Here is a 21,569-nt window from a genome sequence, read left to right on the forward strand (position 1 = left end):
AATACTGAAATCAACTATTTGTCATTGATAATTGTCTATTACCAACCAATCGGTAAATAAAATAACCAAAAATATTCAGTGTAGCAAATACAATAATCCATCCAACATGTAAGCGTCTATGATGATAGGCGTTAATAGTTGCCCAGATGGTAAACAATGTCCAATAAAGACCTAGGCCTACTAAGAGTAAAATAATAGCCGCTCCTTCATAACTTGCTGTTTCAATTTCAACATGCCAGGTATTGTTACTTTCACCATTTCCATTGATTATTGGGAATCCCGTACTATTCCAAGTGTTGGGTAAAATTTCTTCTCGATAACTATATATTGGTTCAACGGGTATATTAGTAGAAATTAGTTTTTCATGATTATATATGCTAATTCCAATAATTCTTCTGCTACTTTGTACAATTTCCTGAATATCAGTTTTAAGTTTTGTTGGTACTCGTTCACTATCACCTAAATTGTGAACAATTTGAGAAGCGACCTGATTACTTTGATCCAATTTACTTTTTTCGATAGACTTTACAGTACTAAAAATGAAAGCGGAAATTAGAAGACATGCAATCGCTGTATAAAGCACCCATTTCGCAAATGTTTTTTGCGCTTTAGATAATTGATCTACAACCGAACGCATTACTTTTTCTCCACCGAATCTTCCAATTGCAATTTCGATTGCTTCTTGTTCAGATTTTCCTTCTCTTTTCAATTCGTGAACTGCCTCTAGTAAATGGCTTTTCATTTCTGCCTTTAATTCATTTAATTCTAGTATTTCTTTTTTACTTCCTCCTACATTTTTATAAACCGAATCAACAAATGCTTCAATCTGCTTCATATTTTTTTCCTCCCTCCAAAAACGAATCCATCAATTTTTTCACAAATTCCCATTCCTTACGTTTTTCTTCAAATGCTTCTTCACCAAGTGGTGTAAGTTTATAATATTTTCTTCTTCCACCTGGCCCTTGTTCATCACCCCAGTAGGATTCAATCCATTGATTTTTCTCTAATCTCTTTAAAGATAAATACAGAGTACCTTCTTTTACTTCGAATTTTTCGTTGCTTCTTTCTCGCACTAATTTTGCTAACTCATAGCCATACATATCTCTTGTATGTACAAGCGATAGAATTAACGTATCAATATGACCTTTTAGAACCTCTTTATTCACTTCCAATTTTTCTCACCTCTTAATTCCGTTATAATATATATTACTCTATATTGCAAGGTATTACTTTAAAAAAATATCTTATCTACTTAAACTATTCTGGCCCGTTAGCCATCCATGCAGCAAAAAACGCTGCACCACAGAGGATGAAGGTTATTTCAGAACGGGTATGAATTAGTATGGCTGGCGAAGAAGGTCGATCAACTATGGTGCCATTGAGCCCATCCGTTAGTCTGACTCCAACGACCACGGTGCATCACAGACTGTCGCACTCTATACGAGTAGCACTCATGGGAGATTAATCCTACTCTGGTTATTGCACCAGCCTTGCCTATATTCTAAGAAGTATGGAGTTGGTTCCTGAACTAACTATCAACTTCATATACACAATCTGAAGGTTCAGACTTTTTTAAAAAAATCTTTTTCTGAGTCTCTTTCGTTGTGCAATTTTATAGATTTTGAGCGTTTTTTAATTTTCATGGGAGTTGAATAAGATTCTTTAAATATAATCCATAAAAGTTCCGTCCTTTACATAACCATAAACCTTGATAGAATTACCTAATACCTCACCTGGAACGTGTATCTCTTTTAGGGTTTTCAACAATTCATTTTTCATTTCTTCACTTTCAAATTTAATTTCCAACCATTCAATTGTTTTATAGCTTTCCTTATTTCCATCTGTTTTGAAATGATGAAACCATTTGCATCCCACTCACAAATATAATTAGTCTCAATATCCTTCTGTCTCCAATAGATAAGTTCTGGTATATCAATCATTGCTAACCAAATTTCTTCCCATTTTGTATCATTCATTAGACTTTGGTATCCAGCAAAACTCATTTTTTGCCTCCTATTGTGTATTTTATAATTAGCACTTTACTACTTCTTCTTAAACTAAACTGCTGCGTTAGTTCAATAAGAACATTGAGCCGTCTAGTAGCCCAATGTTCTTAAAGTAAAGCACCCGTTAGTTGAATAAGGACCTAGATTTTCTAATTTATATAATCTTTTAACTTACTGGACCGTAAATTTCAATGAATTTCCCGCTGTAAGCATCAATAACTACGGTAGGTTCTTTTCCATTATATATAATCGTGACTTCCCATTTATATCTATTAAAAAAACGACCTTCACGTTCAATTAAGTTAGCGATGATATTTTCCGGAGTAACTTTCAGTCCTTCATCTAGATTTGCCTTTTCCCAACTTTCTGGTGGATTTTTAAGGATTTCTTCAGCTCTTTTTACTGCTTCATACGTTGTCAGAATAGGTTTTTCATAAAAAAATGCAAAAGTTACCACTGACAAAAGTGATATTAGTAAAGCACATATCAAGATATTCTTTTTCATTAAATAGCTCTCTCCTTTTTAGTCATAGAACTTCCCTAACACAACATCCCTTTGGACTTCAAGACCACCAGAAGATGCTATCTGTCCCCCTGACTCGAAACTTTTAACCGTAAGCATTTCCTTTTAACACTCTTAACTAAACTGCTTCGTTAGTTGAAGAACAGAAGTACCTCTTGAACCTTATTAAGAAAGCCACCAGCCATTTTGCTTGCAAATTAAATTAATAACTATACGCTTTTAGTTAAACTTTACTTAAAGTCTAATAATGTCTTCAAAGACCCCAAGCTTGTTTATTCGAAAATGTTTCATAATCGTAGGTACTTGTATAACTAAAATTGTCTTTTGTTTTTCTCTTGTAAGCTTTGGTAGTGACAGATAACAATTCCTCAAACTCAAGATCTAAATCAAGCATAGATGGATTGGCTAATATTCTTTCAAAATATGCTTGTCCTCTTGCCATAACAGCACATCTGGCATACAGAAATTGATCTGGCGAGAAATAACTATCTGCTTCAGTGGTTTGGTGTGCATGGGTAGGCGTATCAAGCAAGAATAACTTATAACTAAGTGTTTCTTCAAAAGCAAATATGGTCTCAACTGTACGTTCGCTCAACTCTTTGATAAGGATGCCCACATTCTTTTTGAGCGGCTTATGTTGCCCTCCATCCAATAAACAAATTAAGCCCCAAAATTCAGCATCGTCCATATGGTCATATGTTAACTTATCGCCATTTTCGTTATCTTTTACTTCCTTTATCATCAAGTTAAGCGAATCTTTATTTTCTCTTTCCCACTCTTCTTGATAAATTAAATCCATTGGCAAATAGTCTTTCCAATTCCCTGCATAACGGTTCGATTTTAATTCTTCTTCATGTTTAGAAATTTCTTCTGTACCAAGCCATATATAATTCTTAGACGGATAGCCATCAACCCAGAATATAGACCACTCTGCACCTTCTATCATACCCCTGCTTTGATAAAAAGCCTTTCTTAAACTTTGATGATTTGGAGATGGCATTTCTTTTTCGTAATAATTTGTTAAAAACAATAAAAAAGAATTATCGACCCTATTTAAAACTTTAACGGCTCCCCACTTATCGCTCGGCAATTTAACTGCATAAAGATCTCCTATGTTTACATCCACTTTTAACTTCTTCACATTTTCACCCCCAATAATAAAGAATTCTTCGAGTAAACTTCTCCTTATCGAACTAAATGCCGTGTTAGTTCAATAAGAAAAGCTACCCTTACAGGCAGCGACGTGTTTAACTAAAGCACCCGTTAGTTCGCCAAGGCATTTTTAAGGTTTTGAGTATTTTCTCTATCTAATTCGCCGAATCCTTCGGTTTCCTTATTACTGATAATTGTAGCTGTTTCATTTTCCTCAAACCAAATGCGATATTCATAAAGTCTTTCAGGCATATTTTTATCATAAGAATGAAATAAAGTAATGAATACATCTTCTTTTCTTGCCATTTCTGCTTCTACATTTGGATTCCACTTCACATTCACTAAAGACTTTTTAACTAAATTTAATTTTTCTGGATCAGTGATAGTCACAACGTCCTCATAATCCCCTTTTTCATTCACTTTTTGGACATCGACTCTTGTTACTTCTCCTTCTTCTTCAAACACTTCTTGGATATCAACCTTTGGTAATTCTCCTTCTTTTTCAGAACAAGCTGAAAGTATTACTCCTAGAATTAAAAATAAAGTTAGACCAATTATTCTTTTCATTTCTAACCCCTTCTCGTTGTTCTTTTAAAACCATTAATATAGTTATACTTTTCAACCAAACACCCCTTATGAAAAATTAGACTAATCCAAGTAAATTTAGTTTCACAATTACCTTCTCTTATTGAACTAACCTGCACCTTTAGTTGAATAAGAGAAAAGAGCCATCTAAGCAGCCCAATGTTCTTCATGTAAAGCACTAGTTAGTTCAACAAGAAATTAACGGTGTATATCCTCATCGTATGTTTCAGCTACAAATTCAAAATCCAATTCGTCTTTGTTAATAAATACATTTCTCTTAGATGGAAAACCAGTTATTTTAGAAACAATATCAATTTCAACAAGGTTAAACCCTACATTGTATGCTTCCTCAATATCCAGCCCGCCAGTTAAAAAATGTTCACCATCCCCAAATGATTTAAAGACCAATACCTTTTCATCTAAATCATTTTTATTCATCTCAATCCACTCGCAAGTTACCTTAGCTTTGAATGTATGTTGTTTCGGAATGCATTCAATATGATTTATCCCTTTGTAGCAACCTAAACTAAACATATACGTATGAGTTTCATTCTTATTAATATAAATCCCGTATTTAAAAGCAAAAGTTTTGTAAACCATTTCATAAAATAACGGCATTACAATATCATCCCAAGAGTCGTAGGCGAAAGCATATATTGGTATTAGGTGGGGATACAAACTAACAAGAGCTTGTTGGAAATTCAATAAGATTGATGTATCAGTGATCTCTTGCAAAGCCTCATCTGTATCGTGTTCAAACTCTTTTAATAGTCTATTATCAATCATAAAATCCCCTCCAATAATAAGCTTTTTATGCATTCAAGATAAATAATAAACGTATGCTTCTTAAACTAAACTGCCCCTTTAGTTGAATAAGAAAAAAGAACCGTTTAAGCAGCCCTGATCTTCAAGTAAAGCACCACGTTAGTTTAAGTAAATTAGTTCACAAAGACTTTTTATAAGTAACAAGAAAAGGTGTCAACAGAGAACCAATTATCAGAATAAAAATAGCTGTACCAAGTGTCAAAAGACCATTTCTAAAAGGGGACAGAAAATAACCGAAAATGAGCATAGGAAGAATAGTGAAAGAGACAAAAATTAACCTGCTTGGCATTGTTATCTCATGTGTTGTATTGCTATCGTTACATTTAATAGGTTCATAATTCCACCATAAGGATTTATAGATTTTTCGCCAACTAAAATGTGCATTGCAATTCCCGCATCATTGCAAAGCTAATGACATCCATGATATTTTCTAAATTTTTTAGTAAAATGCATCGTTAGTTTAATTACCTGTCCTTCTTGAATGACACAATAATTAAGATAATGCCAACCAGAAAAAATAGCCCTGTAAAAAGGTTTTCGTACAATGGCAGTGTCTGCGGAATTGTATCCCACGTTCCAGTATTTATTTGTGCTGACCAATAAACATATGCAGTTAAGCGTTCAATCGTAAAAATTAGTCCACTAGTTAAAATGAATAACGACCCTAAAATTAAACATGTTTTTTTATCCAAAAGATTACCCCCCTATGTTTAATAAAGTGTTTTGATACGATTCAAAAAACACCTGCACCTTCTTCAACTAACCTGCTCCGTTAGTTGAATATGGAACATTTGCTTAACAACTAATTTTCATCTAACTCATTCACTACTTCTTGAATCTCTTCATCATTTTCAAGTTTTAATTTAGGTGACTACTTCCATGTTAAATACTACCCAATAGCTTTTAAGCGATTCCGATTGTAAAAACAAAATACACCCCATAGAATAAATAAAATACCTGAAATAGCAAAGAAAACATAATAAAGAAACTCATATTTCAGAAAACTGTAGGTTTTATATTGCCATTCCGCACGCCATTCAGTTCCGAAATTACCTCTGTAATCTACTCTCATCATAGGTGATTCCCCCGTATTTTCTAGCCCGTGAGTAAATACCTTTTTAATCGTTCTTTTACCGTCTGCCTCGGAATCCTGTAATAGCGCAAAGTAACTAATGTTGTCAAACCACTTTGAATTTCGTACAATCATCTCTTCTAAGGCAAATTGATCTTCGAAAGTGAATTGATCCTTCGTTTGATATGATTGTGCCACATTATCCATCAAATTTAGGGTATCACTATATTTGATGTCCCTCATAAATAAACTAACCGAAACAACTAAACCTATCAATAAAAATATAACTGCTGAAAGTAATAGACTTTTTGCAAACTCGATCTTCCTCACTCCTTTCTGTTAAATTACTTATTTATAAGGATAAAATTACAGTTGTCACAATTTCTTTTATTAAACTAAACTGCCCCGTTAGCCATCCATGTAGCGCAAAATCAGCGCTACACCACAGAGGATGAAAATTGTGACAGGACGGGTATAGATTAGTATGGCTGGCGAAGAAGGTCGATCAACTATGGTGCCATTGAGCCCATCCGTTAGTCTGACTCCAACGACCACGGTGCATCACAGACTGTCGCACTCTATACGAGTAGCACTCATGGGAGATTAATCCTACTCTGGTTATTGCACCAGCCTTGCCTTTATTCTAAGAGGAATGGAGTTGGTTCATGATTACCTTTTAACTTAATATACACATTCTGAAGGCTCAGCCTTTTTTAAAAAAGCTCTTTCTGAGTCTCTTTTGTTATGCAATTTTATCGATTTTGAGCATTTTTTAATTTTCATGGGAGTTCAATAAGAACATTGAGCCGTCCTAGTAGCCCAATGTTCTTCAAGTAAAGCATCCGTTAATTGAATAAGCTAGACAGAAAATTTCTGATACTTTTATGTGATAAATATATTTATGTTTACTTATCACACGCCGAATAGTCTTGGTTTTCGGACTACATTCCTGAATTTGAAAATTAATTTTATGAATAAGAATCCTACCATGCTGCCTATGGCGTTTAAAATCAGATCATCTATATCAAATTGCCCTATTTGTAAAAGAAATTGTAGGGCCTCTAAAGTAAAACTAACAATAATTGAAAAAGTTATTGCCCTAGAGAATGAAGTGTACCTTTTAAATAATATCGGAAGGAATACTCCTAATGGTATGAAAATCAAGATGTTCCCTAACGTGTTATTGATTATAGTATCCAGATTAAACCTATCATGGTTAATTACGTAATTGAGTGTGTTCTTAAAGGGTATTAAATTGGCGTTTAATTTCCAAGCATCTAGATTAAAAACAAAGAAGCCAGATTGCACTTCGTCGGAAAAAAAATAATGATTTTGAGTGAAACCGTTTCTATAATTTATCACTCTTTCCAGTATCCTTTGGAAGATTAACTTCCAAAGTACTATAAAAGAGAACAGATAAAATATAATCCAGTTACTAATCTTGAATAATTTGTAATACGGAGATATAGATTCTTTATAACCATTCCTTAACTGCTTTTCATCTCCAAAACATTCTAAGGCTTTATTTATTGCATCTTCATCTGAGTAACCTTGTTCTATAAACTCCTGTTTTAATAGTTTTAAGTGATCACTTATCTCTTCGGCAATTTCTTTTTTCTCTGCTTTATCACAGTCTAAGTCATTAACGATCTGATCAATATAGGATTCGAATTTTTTATCCAAGCTAAACCCTCCGAAGTTTTTTTAATTAAATCGTTTACCTTTTTCCATTCACCAAGTTTTCTATTCAGTTCCTTCCTACCACTCTCCAGAATTCGATAGTATTTTCTTCTTCCCCCTAATTCAGCATCTTCCCAATAAGATTGTATCCACTCATTTTTCTCTAATCGCTTTAAAGCAGGGTAGAGTGTTCCCTCGCTCATGTTGTACAATTCATCACTATTCTCTTTTAGATTTTTGACAATTCCATACCCGTACATATCCTTTTTAGATAAAAGGGAAAGAATTAGTATATCAATACTGCCTTTCATTATTTCTCTATCCATAGAAATCTCCTTTTCGGAAAATTATTTTACAACTCTATCGTATTACATGGTACATCGAATAACAAGGGTATAATAAGAACTATTTTTAAAAAATTGTCATTAATGAGTGATTGGTTATATAAATAAAAAGGATAGATAAACAGGACCCCCTGTTCATCTATCCTCATTTTATTAAAGCACCCGTTAGTTTAATAAAAACAGTTTCGCTTATTAAATAATCGTATCCAATTCTTAGATATACAGAAAAGGCATTTTTCAGTGAACTGACTCTATAAGCTCACCATTTTCTGTACTAACATAATAATAAATAATGAACTTCTCTGGTGATGACATTCTCACATCATAAATCCTCATATCTCTGTCATATTTAACTGAGTAAACACTCCTCATTGTTACTGGAATTTTCCCCTCCAAAACAGCAGATTTATAACCATCGGCTTCGGCTTGGTGAAGAGCAATTTCAATAGCTTCCTCTTGTGTAATATTCACAGGGTCTTCTGATGGATATTTTCTTTCTAAATTTTCGTTTGAGTTTACATTTGAATTGTCAGAACATCCATAAAGAAACAGGAAAGTAAGAGCCAATATAACAACCTTTTTCACAATATTCCCCCTTTAATGTTTTCTTTAACTAAACTGCTCCGTTAGTTTAACAAGATGCACCTGTTGTTCAACTAAAGTGCCCAATTGTTTAAGTTACTGAATTAAAATATTTCCTACGTATTGCGCGCTACCTGCGTTACTTTTAAATATAACCTCTAACACATAATTTCCTTTGTCGGATGGGAATCTAAATTCTCTATTGTCATTCATTTCTATTTCAATTTGTTTCCCATCACTTATTAGAACAGCTGACATCTCTGGATCTGTCCAAATATCTCCACCATTTTTTTCATTTTCTTTAAAATCTAAAGTGGCTTCTTGATTTGCTAAAACTTTTATTTCATCCTGAGATAATCCAAATTCCTGAACATCCTCTATTGTTTCGTGGACGTCCTCACTTTGCGTTTGCCAACTGATATTGGCTTCTGTTAATTGTATATCTCCAATACCAAGGTATAAATGGGCAGTTGGGACACCCACATCATAATCTTCTCCAAAACAACCTGTTAGCGTTAAAGCAAAAAGTAATCCTATAAATAACTTCGAATATTTTTTCATACTTCACCTCAAGATTTAATTTTCATTAAACAAAATGACTCGAATGTTGAACAGAAGTTAATCAACTCTATTCACAACTTATCTGCCTCGATTGTATTTTTCCAATAACACCTACTTCAACTAACCTCCCTCTATAAACATTGAAGTATCAACGGTTACATCACTTCGTGATGTGAGGAAAATTATTTTTAAGCTAATTAGTAAACATAGATTTGAAATTATTGTTTTTATTACCAAGATGAGAGTACGCTTCGCTAAAACTAATGGAAAACATTAGCTTTTCTAATCCATTTTTTGATGCACAATGAATCTCTGCGATGCTTATGACGACGTACCCTCCCATGTCTCTTGGCGTCTGAGCGCTGACATTCCTTCGTTCGGTCTATTCATAAGGCAGAGGCCTGCTAAGCTGCCCCAGGGACTCTTGGTCTGAGTTTTAGTACTGTGCTGGCTTCTCCGTGTCATCCTTCTTGTCATAGATATATTGATTTGAAATGTCTTACGCTGCCGTCACGAGACAGTGGAGATCGTTCATCATATGCCGCTCATCGTAGTGAACTTTCTTCTTACAAATTCCATGTAACACTTTCAGTAATTTACCGCATAGCACGACCATCGATTGTTTTCCCCGTAGGGGATTTTGTTGGCGAGTCGTTGTAGCCTTTTAAACGCTTCGTTGTGCCTGATTAGTGGAACGATAACTTTAAATAGAACATTCCTTAACCTCTTCCGGCCTCGTTTAGAGATATGTTTTCGTCCCTTGTGTTGTCCAGATGAATTTTCACGTAATGTCAATCCCGCGAGTTTGATGAGTTGGCGTGGATCTTCATAATGTGCAAAGCTACCGACTTCAGAGAGTAGATCAACGATTGTAGCATCCCCTAAGCCGGGTACAGTGGAGAGGTATACATACTCTCCTGTAGACTTATCCAACTCGGCTAATTGGCTATTTACCTCTTCTATTTCTTCCTCTAACAATCGGTACTGACGGATAAGCGTGGCGATTTCGATTCGTGCCATCTGCGATCCTTCCGTCAACCCGATAGATTGGTTGGCTACATCAATCAGAAGTCTTGCCTTTGGTAATTGCGGCGCTCTCATCCCCTCTACCTGCCGGTAGAGAAAGACTAACTCTTCAGCCGTTTGCCCTACGATGTCCTGTGGCAAAGGTGTTTTCTCAAGTGTAGCGAATGCCATCTTCCCGAAGGTCGGATAGACCTGTGTAAACTCCGGGAAGTACCGATCAAGCCAGCGAATGATCCGGTTCTTGAGGCTCGACAAATCCTCTGTAAGCTTTGAACGAAGGGTAGAGCCAATCCGCAGCTCCGCCTCAATATCCTTTAGAATGCGGGGATAGCTGAAACGCCCGTCCTTCATGAGCCGAGCAATGACGACTGCATCTTTCTTATCGTTCTTCGTCTGTAAGTTATCATCCAGTTCCTTTGACCGCTTGACGTGTAATGGGTTAACTATTACAAGCGGGATTCCATAGGAATCCAAGAAATAAGCAAGGTTCATCCAATAGTGGCCGGTAGGCTCAATCCCAACGATAACATCAGTTTTCTCATGTACTTTCATAGCACGAAGCACATTTTGATATAATGCTTCAATTCCTTCTCTGGATTGATGTACGGCAAGAGCTTTCTCAAGTACACGTCCGCGTTCATCTACAAAGCATGCGTAATGAGTACTCTTAGCAATATCCATGCCGACAATTAATGTGTTTTCCGTTACTTGATTTAGCTTTTCATTCCACTTAGAATACATAGAGTAGTCCTCCTGTTAGATGATGGGTCAATTCCACGTTGACACTCAGCATCATACAAGAGGGCTCTTTTTCTTTCAAGATGGTGCAAATCCTTCAAACAGGAATGCTGCCCCTTTAGTTGAAGAAGAAAAAAGAACCGTTTCAGCAGCTCAAGGATCTTCGAGTAAAGCATCGGTTAGTTCAAAGTGAAGCTTACTCAACAATCGCGCCCCTTAATTGAAGAAGAAACTATAAGTAAATATTATTAATGTAATGATTAGGGATTGCGCGAAGGATATTAACAAATCATATTTCCAATAGGTTTTGGCGTATAAGCTAAAGACTCTCCCTATAATAAAGCTAAAAAACCATATGCTTAAAAACAGATATATAAAACCCAAAAGAACCCCCCTTGCCTATTTTCTTTCACCAATTTATCTTCACTTGCTCATTCTTTGTTACAATAGATCGGCACGTTTCGTTAGTCCGCTATGTCGGCTCTCAATCTTTTATTGCAAAATGTCCATTTTTTTTTCACGTTTCCATAGGAATATGACAATAAGAGCACTAAGAAGTATCATTAGGCCATATGACATTGGTGCAAGCCACTTCGGAGTCCAGATAAGAATCATATTGGGCAATAATGGATTTAGGCCGAATATAAGGAAGCCGACTACGAATGGAATTTGTATGCCGATTAATGACACCATATTCGGAACTCTGCTTGAAAAAACCATTGAGAGAGTTGCGAATATAAATCCGATCAAGTAAATCGCAGCGACACAAATCATGATGAATTGAAAGAATGTCGGATCAAACCATGATTCATTAGCAATAAATGTGTTCACGCGGACTTTGAAGAACATGGATGTACGATTCAATGAATACACACTGAAATAGACGGCCAACAATGATGTAATGATAATAAAGGTAGCAATATATCCTGCCAGTAGCTTCGTTTTGAAAAGATTCCGCCCCTTTTTCGAAGTGTATTGCAACAGCAGTAGCCCTCTTGAACGATCTTTTATAATTGTTGACGAAATTACCAATACAACGCTGAAAAGAATTGCAACTCCGACATTGGCAATGAACGATTTAAAGTTCTGTATAACTAGATCTGTGTATACTCCAAATTTCTCTTCTTCAATCAATTGTTCAAAACGTTGCCTTTCTTTATCTGATAAAACGTCAGGAACTCTTTTCCTTCTATTATGAAACTCAATTAGGCCGTGACGCTCTTGCAGTTCCCAAAATAAGTCAATTTTATTCCCCAAAAAAACGTCATCACGAAGGGCTCGTGCCTCTTGGGAAGGATTCCACCAATCATATGCTGTGAATTTGTCATATGTATCTATACCTTCTGCAACGAAATCTTCTCTAGACTGCAAATACCTATTTGTTTCTTCTACTTTTGCTTCGTACATCTTTTTGAAGTCAATAAACTCCTCCTCATCCATAGTGGCACCATATTTATCAACCATTTCTACTCCGACATTGTACGAGTAAAGCCCACTGCCATTCGGGAAACTATCGATATGAAACTCGATCAATAAAAAATAGAGTATGCTATTGATGAATAACAGCAACAACATCATTTTCCACATGAAAATCTTCTTTACTTCATTCCATAACATTCTCATTGTTGCACCCCCCTCAGTGAATATCAATTTTCAAAAACCGTTTATATGACATGAAACCTACTACAATCGTGATGATCGTCCAACAGCTCATTGTCATCCATTCGAAGTTTTCGAATAGGATTAATCCGCTGCTTCCCATGAACGAGTATCTGATTGCCAAGAGTAATGTCGGTAATGTATATGCAAAAACGAATAACAGGGTTGATGATGTTGGCATGAAGCTTGGCAACAGCCACAATAGAACAAATACGGCTGCGATAAGAAAGAAACTGATGTAACTGTTTTTCACTGCGATAGATATCGCAAATGTCAATCCGACAAATAGCAATAATACGATGAACACGAGTGCAATAACCCCTATTAAAAAGGTCCCTACAGAAAGATCCCACCAAGCGACATACGGGAAGTTGTATTCCCAGTTGAACGCGCTGCTAATTGAAGTTTTCCATACGTGAGAGTAATCAAAGACAGAGAAAAATGTACCAAGTGTAATCGCGAAAAGGAAAACGATTATAGTTGTCGCTATAGCCAAAGATGCAAAAAGCTTGTCCTTCATCAGCTTTCTTCCGCGCTTTGTGGAGTACGCAACAAGATGTGTCTTGCTTTCAAACTCATATGTCGTAATTAACGATGTCGTTAGGACAATTAATAGAAGAGATTCTATAATGATATGCAGGAAGACCGTCTTGAATAAAAAGCTATGCATGAAATACGCTTTTCCCGCGAAAAACCATTCCTTATGCTCTCCGTTGTTTACCATTTCCTCGAATCGCTCCGAGAGTTTCTCGTATTCATGCAGAAGTGTTTCGGCAGCATTGCCACTTAAGAGATACTTCTCAATTTCCGCCTCACCCATCTTCTTTATATCCATTGCTTCATAGCTTTCATCAATTGACTTTGCCATGTTCAAATACATTTCTTTAAGTTGTAGCCGGTGAATGAACAGCCATTGTTCATCGCTATATTTCTCTTGATCCTCAAAACGCAATCCATCGAGAAAATCATAGACACTCGTAAACTCTGACGCTGTCATCCTATTTAATTTTGCCAAATCGATTTGAATGTCACTTTCGAATCGGTTCAATGAATTATCCGTAATGTCCCTGCCGTATTGGTCGATAATTTCATTTAGCATTTTCAATTCTTCTTTGTGGTCGGATGAACTGATGATGACGAATACATTAAAGGCGGAAAAGACGATGAATAGGCCTATCAAGATAGGCGAAGTCAGTGCCTTCTTGCATTCATTGAGGATTATTAGCATCATACTTCCCCTTCGATTTCATCTCGGTATTCATAAAGGAATACATCTTCAAGTTGCGGTGGAACGGAAATCCATTCCACTTCAGGGACCCCTTTATGGATAAACCGGACGATTATCTTGCCATACTCCTGCTTTTCGGAAAGAAGGACAAACTTTTTCCGGAATGCTTTTAAACTTTCAAAGTCAATCGTCGTTTCAAACACATTTCCATTGAGTGTTGCACAAATTTCTTCGACAGAATCCTTATACAATAGCTGCTTGTTTTTAATCATTATGACTTCATTCGCAATCGACTCGATATCCGAAACGATATGGGTTGATATGATGACAAGTCTGTCGCGTGCAAGTTCAGTGAGCAAATGCCGGAACCGAGCCCTTTCTTTCGGGTCAAGACCTGCTGTCGGCTCGTCTAAAATGAGGATTTTCGGGTCATTCAGCAATGCTTGGGCAATGCCGACACGCTGGATCATCCCACCGGAGAATTTCTTCATTTTTTTATTCACAACATCACTTAATGCTACTTTATCCAATAACTCATTGATTTTATGAAGCGCTTCTTTTTTCCCGATTCCTTTCAAGGCCGCTAAATACAACATATATTGCTTAGGCGAAAAGTTTTTGTAATAACCGAATTGCTGTGGCAAAAAGCCTAATAGTTCTCGGTACTGCTCGTCCATCTCGAGGATGTTTTTCCCGTTATACTGGATTTCCCCTTCGCTCGGCGTAATTAAGGTCGCCAACATTTTGATCAGCGTCGTCTTCCCTGCGCCATTCGGGGCAAGTAGTCCATATAGGCCCGTGTTGAATTCCAAATTGATCTGTTGTAAGGCGGTAAAATCGCCGTAGCGCTTGCTCGCATCTTTCACGACTAACATATTAAAATACCCCTTCCGTCTGCTTGAAAATGATCAGCTTTTTCAAGTAGTTCATATAAATGACCAGACAACCAAGTAGAACAATTGCATAGATGAAAACTGGCATATGGAGGAGCATGCCGTTGTAAAACTCGTTATTGACTGATCTTACAATGGTGTTTCCCATGAGCCATACAGTTATTGTCACTATGACTATCCCTTTTGTCCTCCGGTTCATGAGGGCGATTGAAAGAATAATTGAAAACAGGAATAGAGATGTACCAGAGATTATAAATGCACGAATAAATTCGATTTCCTCGTATTTCATGGCAATAAATACAATCGTAATCGTGTTCAGTATCATCGTAGAAACACTGAACATAAGCATACGGAAGGCAATGACTTGATAGAAATTGTATTTACAAGTCATTTCCACGTCATAGGTGGAATTTTGTGTTTTATTCATGTACGTGTAGAACGAAAAGGCAAGAAACAGAATCGGTGACAAAAGGAAAATATAAGCATACAGATTTTGCACGTCGCCATGAATTGGCATGATGAGAAATAAGCTGTATAATCCGATTGCAATCGTTAATATGAAGCTTAGCTCCATTCGATCCGAAAACAGATGCCGCCATCCGACTTGTTGAACCATTAATCGCAAATAGGATGACAAGGATTCTCTCTTCACTAAGCCTTGTGACACAATTTGACAAATCCGCCTGTCAATGGTACTGTCATCCGGCATCGGGATAGTTAATTTATCTTTCTTCAATGTTCACCACCTCCATTTCTTTGCGGATCCACTTAACTGCTGCGTAGTATCTCGTTTTGACTGTTGATAAAGGGATTGCTTCAATGGATGCAATCTCCTTCAACGTATATTCGCCGAATAGCTTCAAACGGATGATTTGCTGTGAATGTGCATCTAGCCGATTCACCAATGAATTGACTAGGTCGAATTGCTCCTTGTATTCTAGTTCAATTTCCAAATTGTATTCATCTTCGAATTCCTGATGGATATCTTCGATTGTCTGCGTAAATTGAGAATATCGATAATGCTTAGAACGAAAATAATCGACAATGCGGTTAGAGGCAAGTCTGTAAAGCCAAGTCCGAAACGATGCTTTTTTTCGGTCGTAGGCATGTATTGACTGCAATACGCCAATGAATAGCTCTTGAGTTAAATCCAAAGACAAATCCCTATCAAGCGTTTGCTTGTAATGAAAAGTAAACATTTCCTTATAATATTTCGATACGAGTTCATTCGCTGCGGATTCACTGGCATCTCTTTTTATCTGTCTGATCCAGCGTAAATCGTTCTCCATTTATACATCACATGCTTTCCATATCATTACCCTATAAGTATATTCGTATTTTTCACAGAAAAAGTTTTAAAATACGACCTAATTTTTATCATTAATTATTTAAGGCCGATCCTTCTTCTGATATTAGTCCTTAATTACATTCATGTACATGGCTTCAGTGTTTGTTATAAAGCAATGCATGAAATAACATATAATTATGTAGTACCACCCGATCCTTTAAGTAATAATAACCAACTCTACCCGTTTTCCTATATTCCTTCAGTGCCGCCCTCTTTGATTTTTAGGCATAAAAAAAGCACCCCGTAACGAGATGCTTCTATATAAAACTAATCTCATCCTAAATCTTCATAATGCTATTCGCCAAGTAAGGTGAAAATCCTTTAAATTTCTGCATAGAAAAAGCATCCCGAAGGATTTAATTTATTTTATTCAACTTTAAATCCCGCTTTTCTAAACATGTCAACAGCATACGAATCTGCAGCTTCTTGTAGTATTTCCTGCCAGCTACTAAACTCAGTTTGTGCCTTCACATACTCATCCATTTCTGGAGTGCTCATAGCTTCGACAGTCTCCACTTCTTTTCCTGCCATGGGACTTTCATTAAGAAACTCTTCGATGCTTTTGGCGTTAGTGTTCTTCTGCATAAAGTCATCGGTGAATAGCTCTCCTAAACTAATTTCACCACTTACCGCATCTCTGGCTTGTTTTTCCACTTTCTTCAATTGATTTTGCAATTCCTTCATACCATCAAATTTAAATCCCAATCCCTCACCCCCTTTATGACAACATTCTCCATGAAGGGAGCTATTTCCTCTTTATGTATAACGCCTGAAGAATGTTTGTCTACCTCGCCATTGCGCGAACGAGAGAGCCTTTTTTATTCAACTGATCTTTCAATGTCCTCATTTCCTCACTCCCTTTTGTGAAATAAAAAGTAGAGGATAACCCGTTAGTTGAAGAAGAAAAAAAAGACGCATATTAAACAATCGCGCCCGTTTATGGAACTCCAAAAGTCTTATTTATTCGTTTTATCTTGCTCTAACAGTTCAATTATTCTATCTAGTTTTTGTTCCATTTTTAAATTGTTTTCGGCTTTTTTTCTTTGAGTAACCGACAATCTTCTGATGAAAACCGTAAATGAAACAAAAAATAGGATTATTAGCAGAATAAAAATCGTCGTAGATACGATATCACCAATGTTAACTGAGCTATTTATTAATTCCAAAATAATCTTCCTCTCCACTTTTAAACTTCTGTTAAATGGCTCCGATTGTAGAACGTACGCCGATCGATTTACGCAATCGCGCCCGATTGTTGAAATAATTATTATTAAAAAGAGCAAACCATCTTACTGGTTTGCTCTCTTATTTATCATTTAAACCAATGCATCTTCCCAATCTTTTCTTAGCAAACCCATAACAAGAATATCATGGTACTTGCCAAATCTAAAAAGCTCTTCTCTTAAAGTGCCTTCCAATTGAAATCCACATTTTTCATAAGAGCCAATAGCTCGTTGGTTATAACCAAATACTTGAAGCTTCACTTTATTTACATTCATATAATTAAAAATAAAGTCGAGCAAAACTTTCATTGCATCTGTTCCATAACCTTTTCCTTGAAAGTCAGGACCGATAGAGATTCCAACATGACAGGTACCATTCTTCCAGTTAACTAAGTAAACAGCGATAGTTCCGATGAATACTACTTCATCTTTAAGTTCAATAGCAAACATGTAGTCATCTTTCTCAGAACTAATCTCACCAAGAAACTTCTCGTGATCTGCATCAGTTGGTGGGAATGGAATACCGTCGTTCATTAGTAAACGACTTTCCATCACGTCCTCAACGTTAGAAAAACTTTCATAATCATCTTTAGTAATTTTGCGTAGAGTTACTTTATTACCCGTTAAAAAACCTTTTATATATTTCTTAATCAACTTAGATTCCCCCATTTTTTCAGGGGTCGCAGTAAAGGGGTTATTTTTACTGTACCCCTGTAACGTTTAGTTCTTTTGTAAAAACGTCTACTGCATTGCTCGATAACATAGGCCAACCTCCCTTTTTTTATGATAATTCAAATATAGGCTATATTAGTGCGGTGAGTCAATACCTATCAATTTCTTTCTTCAACAATCTGGCCCGATTGTTGAACACAAGTTAGACAACGCTCTTCAACTAACCTGCGCCGTTAGTTTAAGTGAAAACTTTCACAACATTAAATTTATTTTACCATGTGTCTACAATTCTTAATAGATAAGTAATATGATATCTCCAATTTTTATGTAGCGAAGTGCTAATTACTGTGTTAATTCCATTGAGTTTTGAAGTAGTAAAAATGGAGACACTAATTCAAATGTGAATTGTGTCTCCGAATAGATTGTTATTTAATGTTTACTCCCCACCAAAAGTACCCATAACCAATAATGATCAGCTTTCACTTTGTCAAGGTTACACTCATATAGTAAAGGCTTTGAAGCTACCTTCGTCATTCAAAGCAGTAATCAGTATAACTTCATCAGAAAAATGCTGAACTGTCTCTGCATCGGTCCCCAACACAAGTGAAAGCACATTAAAATCCATGTTCTCCTTCTTCCTTATAAATGATTTGATAAACGACTCTTTTAAGCTGTCCTCTCCGTCTGTTATAAAAATGAGGTCAGATCTCTTGAATTTGCTGTCCTCGATAATCGAAACTGCTTTAGTTAACGGTAGGTTGAAATCTGTTCCTCCACTTAAAAATGTTTGTGCAAATTCAATCAAGTCTTCAGTTTTTTTTTTCCTTTCTCATATACTTTTACAACAGTGCGAGTTGAAAACAAGACCAAGCAAAAATCCCTCTTCTGCTTTTTAGCAATGGATAATAGAGCAAGCGCAAATCCTTTAGATTGTGAATCAAGTTTTCGCATGCTTCCCGATTGGTCAAGACAAAGAACGATAGGCCCTTTGCCAAGTGTGTCTCTTACACTCTGTTCATACATCATTGTTTGTTTCTCAGCAAACCGACGCAAGAAGTCAATTTTGGTTACAGAGTGTTTATACAAGCCCAGTTCAATCGGCAATAACCTTTCAATGACATCTCCTGCTACCACACCTTTACTCTCGATGCCTTCAATGTGTTTCGACTTTTGTTTTTTAATTGCTATCTGTTTAAAACGTCCAGCCCATTCAGCAATTTCCAACATTCTTTTATCAGCAGCAATTTTTTCAGCCAACGATATCTGGTTACGAAGGGGTACCTTCTTCAATTCAGCTTCAGCGCTCCCTGAACCAATGCCACCCATCAAAGACTTCAGGTTGGCTTTAACTTGTCTCGTTTCTTGTGCAGCTTGAGCCATTTGCTCAGAAAAGCTATGGCTATTATTTTGGAGGGTCTGCTGTATCTGACTGTCTAATCCAGCCATAGCTTGCGATAGATCGGCTTGCAGCTGCTCATTTCCATTTCCGTGCCCTACCTGCTGTTCCTGTTTTTCAAGTTGTCTTTGCATCGCTTGAATTTCCTGCATCTTTTTTCTAAGTTCACTATCCTGCATCTTTTGGTCAGCCAACCATTGATTCGTTTTCTCCCCAAATTTCACGGTGCCAATGGCTGACGATAAATCATCCAACCGGGTGAAACTACGATAAATTTCGAATGACTCATCCGTCATGATTCTCCCCATCAATGATTTATTGACCCTCAAATCGGCAGCAACCTCCTCTTCCGTGATTTCCGGTTTCATCTTATATAAGGAGGCCCATATGTCAGCCAATAAAGGCTCGAAGGTTGGCAACTCGCCTTCATCCCTTACCTTCTGGATTCCTTGGGACATGCTATAAATCTCATTGAAACGTCTTTTGTCGAAAGCGTCAGTATTTAATACCGAGCGGTTTTCTATACTTGTTGTCATTCTCGTCACATTGAACACTTCCCTTCAGATATTTAAAAGATGCCGAAGGGTTACCCTCGACATCTAATTTACTTCCTTCAGCTCTTAAATACGGCATCTTATCTCTTCTATTAATAAGAGGCTTAAAAGTCTATTGGCTCTAGGATGCTGTCCAATATCTCCTGCTGCATGGATTTTAATTGATTCAGCACTGGCTCAATGTCAGCTTCCCGGCTCTGATTATGTTTAGATAGTTTATTCAAATCAGCTACCAAGGCTTTCAGTTTCTGAGTGGCTTCCATTCCAGCATCAGTTGAATTATCTTTCAACATGGAATTAAACACTTCCTGCGCTTCTTTTTGAATAGATTCAATAGCCCTTGTCACCACATCTTGAGCATGACTACGGACAATTAGGGATACTATATCTCTCTGATCTACCGTTTCCCATAGAGCATTTTCAAGGATGACAATATCATCAACCTTTACAAATTGCCGCTGATTGATTAATGCCTTCGCTTGTAAGACACTCAAGGATTGCTTGAAACGCCTATCTGAGGGACGAATCCCTTCATCCCTTAATTCCGTGCGGATTTTGGACAGGGTCTCGTAAACTTCATCAGGAATGGCTACCATGTCCGTGAAGAACTGCAGTTGCACCAATTCTTCCATCGTCATGGACGGCATTTGCTGATGTTGTCCGCCCCCTTTCATCATGGAAATAAAGTTCGTTTCATCCACAATATAGTCAATTTCAAACCGTAGCAGGAATCTATCGAATAAGGCTTCAAGCCCCTCCCCCTCTTGCGGATACTCATTCGATGCTCCAATGACGGACATTAACGGAACCTTGACGGGCGATCCATTATTATAGAAGAGCCTTTCATTAATTAGGGTCAATAGACTGTTTAGAATAGCACTGTTCGCTTTGAAGATTTCATCTAGGAAAACAAGATTCGCCTCGGGCATTTTACTTGTTGTATTACGCTTGTACACACCCTGTTCAAGGTCCTTTAGTGATAACGGACCGAATACTTCTTCTGGGGTACTGAACCTTGTCAACAGCCACTGGAAGTATTCAGTGCCTTGCACAATCTTTGAGAGCTCTACTGATAAAGCTGATTTCGCGGTTCCAGCCGGGCCAATCATCAATATGTGCTGCTGTGACAATATGGCGATCAAAATTACCTCCACTTCATCTTCCCTTTCGAAGAACTTTGCGTTCAACGCATTTTTGATGTCCTCTAACTTTGAAAAGTTGTTTGTCATTAATAATCCATCCCTTCAACTCGTCTTTTACATTGAAAAAGGAAGCAGAATTGATATCACAATCCACGCTTCCTTTTATTCATCCATGCTCATTTATTACAGGTTGATAAATCAAGTAATTCCTGTTCTTTTAATCGCAACTCACGTTGTTTAAGCTCATTCGCGCTTTCCACTTCATTGGAGATTTTCTTTAAATGTTCAACTATATCAACTACATCCTTTTCATAGAAATTCCTACCCACCATCGTCTGAAAGAATTCAGGCATGGTAATC

At 36.7% G+C, this 21,569-nt stretch carries 26 protein-coding genes and 2 pseudogenes; all 28 read right to left on the reverse strand.

Annotated features, from left to right (window positions below):
- Positions 1-10 precede the first annotated feature (10 nt).
- The 28 genes and pseudogenes from M3193_RS03570 to M3193_RS03695 all read right to left on the reverse strand — a co-directional run bounded on the left by M3193_RS03570 (position 11) and on the right by M3193_RS03695 (position 21,562).
- Positions 11-835: a permease prefix domain 1-containing protein gene (locus M3193_RS03570; RefSeq protein WP_251624402.1), complete on the reverse strand. Its 825-nt coding sequence runs from the start codon at positions 833-835 to the stop codon at positions 11-13.
- Complete coding sequence (locus M3193_RS03575; RefSeq protein ID WP_251624403.1) at positions 822-1,172, reverse strand: PadR family transcriptional regulator; 351 nt, start codon at positions 1,170-1,172, stop codon at positions 822-824. Before M3193_RS03575 ends, M3193_RS03570 begins: the two co-directional genes overlap by 14 nt.
- Positions 1,173-1,662: 490 nt before the next feature.
- On the reverse strand, positions 1,663-1,875 hold the full coding sequence (locus M3193_RS16790) for a DUF6678 family protein (protein WP_353056361.1): 213 nt from the start codon (positions 1,873-1,875) through the stop codon (positions 1,663-1,665).
- Positions 1,776-2,003 carry a hypothetical protein gene (locus M3193_RS03580; protein ID WP_251624404.1) on the reverse strand — a complete coding sequence of 76 codons (228 nt, stop codon included), beginning with the start codon at positions 2,001-2,003 and terminating at the stop codon, positions 1,776-1,778. The genes M3193_RS16790 and M3193_RS03580 overlap by 100 nt, the downstream gene beginning before the upstream one ends.
- A 169-nt stretch (positions 2,004-2,172) precedes the next feature.
- Positions 2,173-2,511 carry a PepSY domain-containing protein gene (locus M3193_RS03585; RefSeq protein ID WP_251624405.1) on the reverse strand — a complete coding sequence of 113 codons (339 nt, stop codon included), beginning with the start codon at positions 2,509-2,511 and terminating at the stop codon, positions 2,173-2,175.
- A gap of 271 nt (positions 2,512-2,782) precedes the next feature.
- Positions 2,783-3,670, reverse strand: coding sequence for a DUF4240 domain-containing protein (locus M3193_RS16795; RefSeq protein WP_251624406.1), 888 nt, complete (start codon positions 3,668-3,670; stop codon positions 2,783-2,785).
- 122 nt (positions 3,671-3,792) lie between these two features.
- A complete protein-coding gene (locus M3193_RS03595; protein WP_251624407.1) occupies positions 3,793-4,248 on the reverse strand; it encodes a hypothetical protein in 456 nt (151 codons plus the stop codon).
- Positions 4,249-4,464: 216 nt separating this feature from the next.
- Positions 4,465-5,052, reverse strand: a complete 588-nt coding sequence (locus M3193_RS03600; protein ID WP_251624408.1) for a hypothetical protein — start codon at positions 5,050-5,052, stop codon at positions 4,465-4,467.
- 157 nt (positions 5,053-5,209) lie between these two features.
- Positions 5,210-5,476 (reverse strand): annotated as a pseudogene (locus tag M3193_RS16800) (TIGR04104 family putative zinc finger protein); the annotation flags it as partial.
- A gap of 79 nt (positions 5,477-5,555) precedes the next feature.
- Positions 5,556-5,783: a hypothetical protein gene (locus M3193_RS03605; protein ID WP_251624409.1), complete on the reverse strand. Its 228-nt coding sequence runs from the start codon at positions 5,781-5,783 to the stop codon at positions 5,556-5,558.
- A gap of 197 nt (positions 5,784-5,980) precedes the next feature.
- Positions 5,981-6,493 (reverse strand): hypothetical protein, encoded by a 513-nt coding sequence (locus M3193_RS03610; protein ID WP_251624410.1) that lies wholly within the window; start codon positions 6,491-6,493, stop codon positions 5,981-5,983.
- Positions 6,494-7,075: 582 nt separating this feature from the next.
- Positions 7,076-7,846, reverse strand: a complete 771-nt coding sequence (locus M3193_RS03615; protein ID WP_251624411.1) for a VanZ family protein — start codon at positions 7,844-7,846, stop codon at positions 7,076-7,078.
- Positions 7,798-8,169, reverse strand: a complete 372-nt coding sequence (locus M3193_RS03620; RefSeq protein ID WP_251624412.1) for a PadR family transcriptional regulator — start codon at positions 8,167-8,169, stop codon at positions 7,798-7,800. The genes M3193_RS03615 and M3193_RS03620 overlap by 49 nt, the downstream gene beginning before the upstream one ends.
- Positions 8,170-8,424: 255 nt before the next feature.
- Complete coding sequence (locus tag M3193_RS03625; protein ID WP_251624413.1) at positions 8,425-8,772, reverse strand: hypothetical protein; 348 nt, start codon at positions 8,770-8,772, stop codon at positions 8,425-8,427.
- Between the two features lie 93 nt (positions 8,773-8,865).
- Positions 8,866-9,330, reverse strand: coding sequence for a hypothetical protein (locus M3193_RS03630; RefSeq protein ID WP_251624414.1), 465 nt, complete (start codon positions 9,328-9,330; stop codon positions 8,866-8,868).
- A gap of 499 nt (positions 9,331-9,829) precedes the next feature.
- A pseudogene (locus M3193_RS03635) lies at positions 9,830-11,097 on the reverse strand (IS110 family transposase).
- A 489-nt stretch (positions 11,098-11,586) separates the two neighbouring features.
- On the reverse strand, positions 11,587-12,717 hold the full coding sequence (locus M3193_RS03640; RefSeq protein WP_251624415.1) for a hypothetical protein: 1,131 nt from the start codon (positions 12,715-12,717) through the stop codon (positions 11,587-11,589).
- A gap of 13 nt (positions 12,718-12,730) precedes the next feature.
- Positions 12,731-13,981 (reverse strand): hypothetical protein, encoded by a 1,251-nt coding sequence (locus M3193_RS03645; protein ID WP_251624416.1) that lies wholly within the window; start codon positions 13,979-13,981, stop codon positions 12,731-12,733.
- Positions 13,981-14,856: an ABC transporter ATP-binding protein gene (locus M3193_RS03650; protein ID WP_251624417.1), complete on the reverse strand. Its 876-nt coding sequence runs from the start codon at positions 14,854-14,856 to the stop codon at positions 13,981-13,983. Before M3193_RS03650 ends, M3193_RS03645 begins: the two co-directional genes overlap by 1 nt.
- Before the next feature lies 1 nt (position 14,857).
- Positions 14,858-15,610: a hypothetical protein gene (locus M3193_RS03655; protein WP_251624418.1), complete on the reverse strand. Its 753-nt coding sequence runs from the start codon at positions 15,608-15,610 to the stop codon at positions 14,858-14,860.
- Positions 15,597-16,163 carry an RNA polymerase sigma factor gene (locus tag M3193_RS03660; RefSeq protein WP_251624419.1) on the reverse strand — a complete coding sequence of 189 codons (567 nt, stop codon included), beginning with the start codon at positions 16,161-16,163 and terminating at the stop codon, positions 15,597-15,599. Before M3193_RS03660 ends, M3193_RS03655 begins: the two co-directional genes overlap by 14 nt.
- A 425-nt stretch (positions 16,164-16,588) precedes the next feature.
- Positions 16,589-16,927 carry a hypothetical protein gene (locus tag M3193_RS03665; protein ID WP_251624420.1) on the reverse strand — a complete coding sequence of 113 codons (339 nt, stop codon included), beginning with the start codon at positions 16,925-16,927 and terminating at the stop codon, positions 16,589-16,591.
- Positions 16,928-17,178: 251 nt separating this feature from the next.
- A complete protein-coding gene (locus M3193_RS03670; RefSeq protein WP_251624421.1) occupies positions 17,179-17,388 on the reverse strand; it encodes a DUF4083 family protein in 210 nt (69 codons plus the stop codon).
- 150 nt (positions 17,389-17,538) lie between these two features.
- A complete protein-coding gene (locus tag M3193_RS03675) occupies positions 17,539-18,114 on the reverse strand; it encodes a GNAT family N-acetyltransferase (RefSeq protein ID WP_251624422.1) in 576 nt (191 codons plus the stop codon).
- Positions 18,115-18,616: 502 nt separating this feature from the next.
- Entirely contained in the window at positions 18,617-18,922 is a 306-nt protein-coding gene (locus tag M3193_RS03680) for a vWA domain-containing protein (RefSeq protein WP_251624423.1), read from the reverse strand.
- Positions 18,919-20,058: a hypothetical protein gene (locus M3193_RS03685; protein ID WP_251624424.1), complete on the reverse strand. Its 1,140-nt coding sequence runs from the start codon at positions 20,056-20,058 to the stop codon at positions 18,919-18,921. The genes M3193_RS03680 and M3193_RS03685 overlap by 4 nt, the downstream gene beginning before the upstream one ends.
- A 113-nt stretch (positions 20,059-20,171) precedes the next feature.
- Positions 20,172-21,296, reverse strand: coding sequence for an AAA family ATPase (locus M3193_RS03690; RefSeq protein WP_251624425.1), 1,125 nt, complete (start codon positions 21,294-21,296; stop codon positions 20,172-20,174).
- Positions 21,297-21,385: 89 nt separating this feature from the next.
- Positions 21,386-21,562: a hypothetical protein gene (locus M3193_RS03695; protein WP_251624426.1), complete on the reverse strand. Its 177-nt coding sequence runs from the start codon at positions 21,560-21,562 to the stop codon at positions 21,386-21,388.
- Positions 21,563-21,569 lie beyond the last annotated feature (7 nt).

The organism is Sporosarcina luteola, from assembly GCF_023715585.1.
Taxonomy (GTDB): domain Bacteria; phylum Bacillota; class Bacilli; order Bacillales_A; family Planococcaceae; genus Sporosarcina; species Sporosarcina luteola_D.

What these genes read in the sequence shown, in the direction of transcription:
- M3193_RS03570 (WP_251624402.1), bottom strand. Translation starts at nt 835, where the DNA reads ATGAAGCAGATTGAAGCATTTGTTGATTCGGTTTATAAAAATGTAGGA.
- M3193_RS03580 (WP_251624404.1), bottom strand. Translation starts at nt 2,003, where the DNA reads ATGAGTTTTGCTGGATACCAAAGTCTAATGAATGATACAAAATGGGAA.
- M3193_RS03585 (WP_251624405.1), bottom strand. Translation starts at nt 2,511, where the DNA reads ATGAAAAAGAATATCTTGATATGTGCTTTACTAATATCACTTTTGTCA.
- M3193_RS03595 (WP_251624407.1), bottom strand. Translation starts at nt 4,248, where the DNA reads ATGAAAAGAATAATTGGTCTAACTTTATTTTTAATTCTAGGAGTAATA.
- M3193_RS03600 (WP_251624408.1), bottom strand. Translation starts at nt 5,052, where the DNA reads ATGATTGATAATAGACTATTAAAAGAGTTTGAACACGATACAGATGAG.
- M3193_RS03620 (WP_251624412.1), bottom strand. Translation starts at nt 8,169, where the DNA reads ATGGATAGAGAAATAATGAAAGGCAGTATTGATATACTAATTCTTTCC.
- M3193_RS03630 (WP_251624414.1), bottom strand. Translation starts at nt 9,330, where the DNA reads ATGAAAAAATATTCGAAGTTATTTATAGGATTACTTTTTGCTTTAACG.
- M3193_RS03640 (WP_251624415.1), bottom strand. Translation starts at nt 12,717, where the DNA reads ATGAGAATGTTATGGAATGAAGTAAAGAAGATTTTCATGTGGAAAATG.
- M3193_RS03645 (WP_251624416.1), bottom strand. Translation starts at nt 13,981, where the DNA reads ATGCTAATAATCCTCAATGAATGCAAGAAGGCACTGACTTCGCCTATC.
- M3193_RS03650 (WP_251624417.1), bottom strand. Translation starts at nt 14,856, where the DNA reads ATGTTAGTCGTGAAAGATGCGAGCAAGCGCTACGGCGATTTTACCGCC.
- M3193_RS03660 (WP_251624419.1), bottom strand. Translation starts at nt 16,163, where the DNA reads ATGGAGAACGATTTACGCTGGATCAGACAGATAAAAAGAGATGCCAGT.
- M3193_RS03675 (WP_251624422.1), bottom strand. Translation starts at nt 18,114, where the DNA reads ATGGGGGAATCTAAGTTGATTAAGAAATATATAAAAGGTTTTTTAACG.
- M3193_RS03690 (WP_251624425.1), bottom strand. Translation starts at nt 21,296, where the DNA reads ATGACAAACAACTTTTCAAAGTTAGAGGACATCAAAAATGCGTTGAAC.
- M3193_RS03695 (WP_251624426.1), bottom strand. Translation starts at nt 21,562, where the DNA reads ATGCCTGAATTCTTTCAGACGATGGTGGGTAGGAATTTCTATGAAAAG.